The sequence below is a fragment of the Streptomyces sp. NPDC048415 genome, assembly GCF_040651675.1.
GTDB lineage: Bacteria > Actinomycetota > Actinomycetes > Streptomycetales > Streptomycetaceae > Streptomyces.
In genome coordinates, this window is sequence record NZ_JBEZKJ010000156.1 from 5536 (window position 1) to 11742 (window position 6207).

The window sequence follows — 6207 nt, forward strand, 5'->3', positions numbered from 1 at the left end:
GCCTACCCGACGTATCCGGAGAAGCCTGCCTACCCGGCGAAGCCTGCTTACCCGGAGAAGCCTGCCTACCCGACGTATCCGGAGAAGCCCGCCTATCCGGCGAAGCCCGCTTACCCGGCGAAGCCCGCTTACCCGGCGAAGCCCGCTTACCCGGCGAAGCCCGCCTACCCGGCGAAGCCTGCCTACCCGACGTATCCGGCGAAGCCTGCCTACCCGGCGAAGCCTGCTTACCCGGAGAAGCCTGCCTACCCGACGTATCCGGAGAAGCCTGCCTACCCGGCGAAGCCTGCTTACCCGGAGAAGCCTGCCTACCCGACGTATCCGGAGAAGCCCGCCTACCCGAAGAAGCCTGCCTATCCGGAGAAGCCTGCCTACCCGACGTATCCGGAGAAGCCTGCCTACCCGAAGAAGCCTGCCTATCCGGAGAAGCCTGCCTATCCGGAGAGGCCTGCTTACCCGGAGAGGCCTGCTTACCCGGCGAAGCCTGCTTACCCGGAGAAGCCTGCCTACCCGGAGAAGCCCGCCTCCCCGGAGAAGCCAACGAAATCCGCCTAACCCACGAAGCCGCCGAATCGCACCATCCGCGCCACGAGAAGTCGGTACACGGGCACGGGGACAGCTCGTCGCACTCGCGAGCACCGGTGACAACGACAAGGAGAAGCTGATCCTGGGTGGTGTGGCCGTCGCCGGCCCAGGTGAGAACTCCGGCGACGGCCAGGTCTGCTCCCTCCGCGGCACGGCCACCGGCCCGACGACGGCGGGCGCAGTCTCTTTCCGCCCGGCGCCCATCGGGGTCTCCACGACGGGCAGCCCGCGGTACGGCTCGATCCTCAACAGCTGAGGTCAGCCGACGCTTCTGTGGCCGCCGCCGGAAAAACCCCGGGGGATCCCAGGGCTGGCCCTGACGGTCCCTCAGGGGATGTCAGAGGTCGGCCACAAAGCCGGGCCCGGACACCCGGGCCCGGCACACCACTGTCCGGGACCAGGTGCGTTCGATGACGTGGCTGGATTCAGGATCGGACGCGGCGACCGGGACGACCGCGCCCCGCAATCACAGCCGGCGCTCAGGGGACCGTCGTACGGGCAGCCCGGCCAGTCGTCGGCCCCTGTTCGACAACCGTGACGAAGCGGTCGAGACGCTCATAGCCCGGCTCTTCATCCAGCGACGCCAGGCTCCATGGGATCGAGTCTGCTGGCTCCTTGATAGCTAGGCCACTTGGCCGGGCCAACGCTCGGACGGAACGCGAACTCCGCGTAGAAGCGGTCCCAGACACTTCGGTACGCGGCTTCCAGCAACTAGGTTACAGACTCGCTCCTCACCCGCAGAGACTACCGAGCCAGCCCAACATGACCCCTTGAAAGGCCGTCTCTCACGAAATCGCTGACAGAACCTTGAAGTTCCCCATCGCTTGCTCCCGGATGGAACAGACCTGCTCAGTTTCGTTCCCCACCCAGAGGCTGCCCCACTGCCGAACGCCATAGGTTCGCGGCCGCACGATGGCCGGTCACAAGACTTGGCCGATCTGTCGATGCACGCGCGAACGGGCTCGGGTGTTGAACGGATGGACCTGCCCCAGGGATAGCGTGTCGCAGCCAGGGCGAAGCGACGAGTGCGGGCAATGCTTCGACCATGCGGCCGTCGGCCAGTAGATGCCTTGCAGAAGGGTGCGGCGGATGCTTGTTCTCGGGCGCTCGCAGGTCGAAGCCCTGCTCGACTGGGACACGCTGATCGACGCCTTGACCTCGGCCCTGGCCGACCTCAGCGCGAACCGCGCCTCGGCACCCGGCCGCGTCGCCGCGCTGGTGCCCGAACATGACGGGTTCCTGGCGGCCATGCCCGGCTACGTGCCGTCGGCCGGCGCACTCATGAGCAAGCTGGTTTCCCTCTTCCCGCGCAACGCGGGGACACCCCTGCCAACCCACCAGGCGGTCATCGTCGTGTTCGATCCGGCCACCGGCGAGCCCACCGCACTGCTGGACGGTACGGCCATCACCGCGGCGCGGACCGGTGCCTGCTCGGCGCTGTCGGCGCGGCTACTCGCGCGCGAGGACGCGGCGGTGCTGGCGGTTCTGGGCACGGGGGTGCAGGCCCGCTCCCACGCCCGCGCGATGTGCCGGGTTCGCCCGATCCGGCAGATCCGGGTGGCCGGCCGGAATCCGGCAAAGGCGGCCGCGCTGGCCGATGAACTGTCGTCCGTCCTGGATGCCGAGGTCCGGGCCGTGTCCACCTACGCCGAGGCGCTCGACGGCGCGGACATCGCCGCCGCGACCACCCACTCCCTCGAACCGGTGGTCCGCCGCCCCTGGCTGACGCCCGGGGTGCACATCACATCGGTGGGGTACAACCCGGCCGGACGCGAGGTCGACGACGCCACGATCGCCGAGGCGCTGGTGTGCGTCGAATCGCGGAGGGCCGCGCTGGCCCCATTCCCCGCAGGCAGCAACGACTTGGTCATGCCGATCCGCGACGGCGTCATCACGGCCGATCACGTGCACGCCGAGCTGGGCGAACTCATCGTCGGCAGCAAACCGGGACGCACCTCGCCGAACCAGATCACCCTGTACAAGTCTGTCGGCGTGGCTGTGCAGGACGCCGCAGCCGCGGCCCTCGTCGTCACCACCGCCCACGAGCAGTCGATCGGTGAGCAGATCACGCTGCGGTGACTGGGTGACTGCGGCGTTCGGCTCGCCGCCTGGGGCCGGGGACGCCGCAAGCCCGTCCGACTTTCTGAACCGGTCCTGTCCTCGGCGCAACCGCATGCTGGCGATTGAATGCTGCTGACGCCTCGCCCTGCTGGTCAGCAGATCGGCCGCCTGGCCGCAGTGCTCGCGCGCGCACCACGGCCGACCGCACCCCATGCCACGGATGCGAATCTCAGCCACCGCCGCGCAGTCCGAGCATCATGGGCAATCACCCGATGGCGCGTCGTCGGCCGAGAATGTGCTCGGAGTCGTCCGATGGGCCGTCTGTTCGCGCTCGCCTGTCGGTGGCCTCTGACTGCCGCACCTGGAGCAGAGCCTGCACCAGGCCGGACAGGTCGAAGCCCGGCCGACGGGAGAGTCGCGGCCCGCACGCCTGAGGTGGGACCGCAGCCCGACCCACCGCACCACTGTCCGTCCACGAGGTGGTCGGGGCGTAGCCGCCGATGTGCTGCCCGTCGAAACCGGCATCGTCTCGCCGAGGCGACAGGTGATAGCGCCGCCGTTCGGGGAGGTCTCGGACTCCCCAAGACCGCGACATGCCGGGTGCGCGGCTGATCCCAACCATTGCTCACACGAATGATCAATTTGAGAAAGGCGCAGGCTGGACCGCCTCGGTCCGACGTGCCCCCGACCTACGGGGTGTGCGGCTGACTAATCCAGGGGGAACATGGAAGTCGAAGCACTCACCAGATGAGGTGCCGCCCAGAGATGAGTGGACGGCCCACGGACCATGACTGGGTGGCAGCCCAGGTGGTGCGGCCGGTGGAAGGGGTGCCCGCGTGAGCGCAGCCGATGAGAGTCAGGCTGACGTCGGTCGGCCGGAGGAAAGACCGTCGCAGCCGAGTGGGCTGATGGACCTTCTCGGTGTCGCGGCGGTGCTGCTGGACGCCGATGGACGGATCGTTCTGTGGAGCCCGCAGGCCGAGGACCTCTACGGCTACACCGCCCAGGAGGCGCTCGGGCAGTACGCGGCGCCGCTGCTCGGCCACGAACAGTACTGGGAACTGATGATCAAGCTGTTCGCCCACGTCATGGGTACCGGTGAGAGCTGGGCCGGAGCGTTCCCCATCCGGCACAAGGACGGCAGTACTCGCCAGGTGGAGTTCCGCAACATGCGGCTGTTGGACGACCGCGGCGACTTCTATGCACTCGGGCTGGCCACTGACGAGCCAACATTGCGCGAGCTGGAGCGGGATGTCGCGTTGTCCACCCGGCTGGTCTCCCAGTCACCCATCGGGCTGGCGATCCTCGACACCGAGCTGCGCTACGTTGCCGTCAACCCTGCCCTGGAGCGCATGCACGGCATACCCGCGAAAGATCATCTTGGCCGGCACTACCGCGAGATCATGACCTCCGCGAAGTTCGAGGTGCCCGAGGCCGCGATGTGGCAGGTCCTTGAGTCCGGGATTCCCATGGTCGACCAGTCCACCATCGTCGGCCGCAGCCCCGCCGACCGGGACCAGCACGCCTGGTCTATCTCGCTGTACCGGTTGGACGACCCCCGTGGGCACGTTCTCGGGGTGGCTGACCTGGTCGTAGACGTCACCGACCGGTATCAGGCGGCCATGGAGGCCGCCGGGGCCCGGCGGCGCCTGGCTCTGATCGCCGACGGCTCCGCCCGCATCGGCACGACCCTGGAGGTGGAGCAGACCGCCAAGGAGCTGGCCGAGGTCACTGTTCCCGAGCTCGCCGACGTGGTCGCGGTCGACATACTCGACTCCGTCCTGGATGAGCACCGCCCAGCCCCCACAGACGGGCCCGCGCTCTTTCGCGCCCTCGCGGTGAAGGCCGCCTACCCCAGCGAAGCCGTCCAGGCCGCCGACCCACCCGGCCACATCGCTCCCTACGCCGCCGACCGCCTGGTCACCCAGACCGTACGCACCGGCCGGTCACTCCTGATCTCCCACGCGGACGACTACGACCTCGCGCACATCGCCCGCGACGACCACGCGGCCACCCTGCTGGCCCGCGCCGGCGTGCATTCCTACATGTCGGTCCCACTCATCGCGCGCGGTCACATCCTCGGCTGCCTGGGGCTTACGCGGGCCCGCAACCCGACGCCCTTCGACGAGGACGACCTGACCTTGGCCGGTGAGCTGGCCTCCCGCGCCGCCGTGTGCATCGACAACGCTCGCACGCACCAGCGTGTGCGCAGCGCCGCCGAGACCCTGCAGCGCAGCCTCCTGCCCAGCCACCCGCCGCGCCTTCCTGGTCTGCAGATCGCCTCCCGGTACAGGCCGGCGCAGGCCACGTATGAGATTGGCGGCGACTGGTACGACGTTCTGCCGCTCGGCGGCGACAAGACCGCACTCGTTGTGGGCGACGTCATGGGGAGTGGAATCGACGCTGCCGCCGCCATGGGTCGCCTGCGCACCGCGACCAGCGCCTTCGCCGACCTCGATCTCGACCCCGCGCAGGTCCTCCAACACCTCGACAAGATCACCTCAGGCCTGGAGCATTACATCGCTACCTGCCTGTACGCCGCATACGATCCCCACCGCGCGGCATGCCACCTCGCCAACGCCGGCCACCTGCCTCCCGTCCTCGTACGCAGCGGCAAGCGCCCCGAACTGCTCGACCTGCCCACCGGTACCCCGTTGGGAGTGGGCGGCGTCGCCTTCGAGACCACCACCTTCGACCTCGGCCCTGGCGACCAGCTGATCCTGTACACCGACGGCCTGGTCGAAAGCCGCCACGATCCCATCGACGAACGTCTGGAAACCCTCCTCCACCTGCTCGACAGGCCCGACCGCTCTCTGGAGGGAACCTGCGACCGGCTTCTTCACGAACTCCGGCGGCCCGACGACTCTGATGACGTCGCACTGCTCATCGCTCGCTTCGAGACCTTCACCTGATTCCTCCGAGGATGCCCCGGCCTTCCGGCGGTGGAGGGATCGGGCTCCTGCGGAGCAGGGCACCGATAGCCGAATCGCCGCGAGGGCGATTCGCCGTCCATCCCCGCACGGTGGCGAGCAACTCCCAGGAAGATCACTGGCAGTCAACTGCCGTACCGCCCAAGCAGGTTCAGGGGCATGACGACGCCAGCGCAGGCGGGGCGAGGTTGCCGGTCATGCCCGGTACATCTATCCACTGCGTGTGTCCTGTGGTGCTGTACCGGACTGCTCGGCGAGTGGGATCGGTGCCTTGCATTTGGAACGAGGGCGTTGCCCGCTCGAAGAGGGCCCACGCCGAGGGCGGGTAATGCGGGCGTGCCGCGCTCGACAGTGTGCTGACCGAGGCGCGGCGGATGACGCGGTGGCTGCGTGAGGGCAGTTCGGTTGCTGAGCGGCAGCTCATCCGGGACTTCGGCACGTCCCGGCGAGGGGCGGTGCCCGGTGGGGGTCTGGGAATGTCGGCCCGTGGCGGGGGACTTGCCGTGTGCTGGTTGAGGTTCGGGGCTCGGTGATTGTCATTGGGTGGTGAGGAATTGTTCGGCCCAGACGGTTTTGCCGGTGGGGGTGTGGCGGGTGCCCCAGCGTTGGGTGAGTTGGCCGATGAGGAGGA

Annotated in this window: 4 protein-coding genes and 1 pseudogene; 4 read left to right on the forward strand and 1 reads right to left on the reverse strand. The window is 68.6% G+C overall.

The genetic code is table 11. From position 1 onward, the window contains the following. Nucleotides 1–555, forward strand: a pseudogene (locus AB0D27_RS43495) (hypothetical protein); the annotation flags it as partial. Between the two features lie 121 nt (nucleotides 556–676). Further along, complete coding sequence (locus AB0D27_RS43500) at nucleotides 677–841, forward strand: hypothetical protein (RefSeq protein ID WP_362520684.1); 165 nt, start codon at nucleotides 677–679, stop codon at nucleotides 839–841. A gap of 314 nt (nucleotides 842–1155) precedes the next feature. Here AB0D27_RS43500 and AB0D27_RS43505 read toward each other — a convergent pair whose 3' ends face one another. Next, nucleotides 1156–1296, reverse strand: a complete 141-nt coding sequence (locus AB0D27_RS43505; protein WP_362520687.1) for a DUF2716 domain-containing protein — start codon at nucleotides 1294–1296, stop codon at nucleotides 1156–1158. Between the two features lie 378 nt (nucleotides 1297–1674). On the opposite strand from AB0D27_RS43505, the gene AB0D27_RS43510 reads away from it, so the two are divergent. Continuing rightward, entirely contained in the window at nucleotides 1675–2664 is a 990-nt protein-coding gene (locus AB0D27_RS43510) for an ornithine cyclodeaminase family protein (protein ID WP_362520689.1), read from the forward strand. A gap of 890 nt (nucleotides 2665–3554) precedes the next feature. Further along, nucleotides 3555–5558: a SpoIIE family protein phosphatase gene (locus AB0D27_RS43515; RefSeq protein ID WP_362520692.1), complete on the forward strand. Its 2004-nt coding sequence runs from the start codon at nucleotides 3555–3557 to the stop codon at nucleotides 5556–5558. Nucleotides 5559–6207 lie beyond the last annotated feature (649 nt).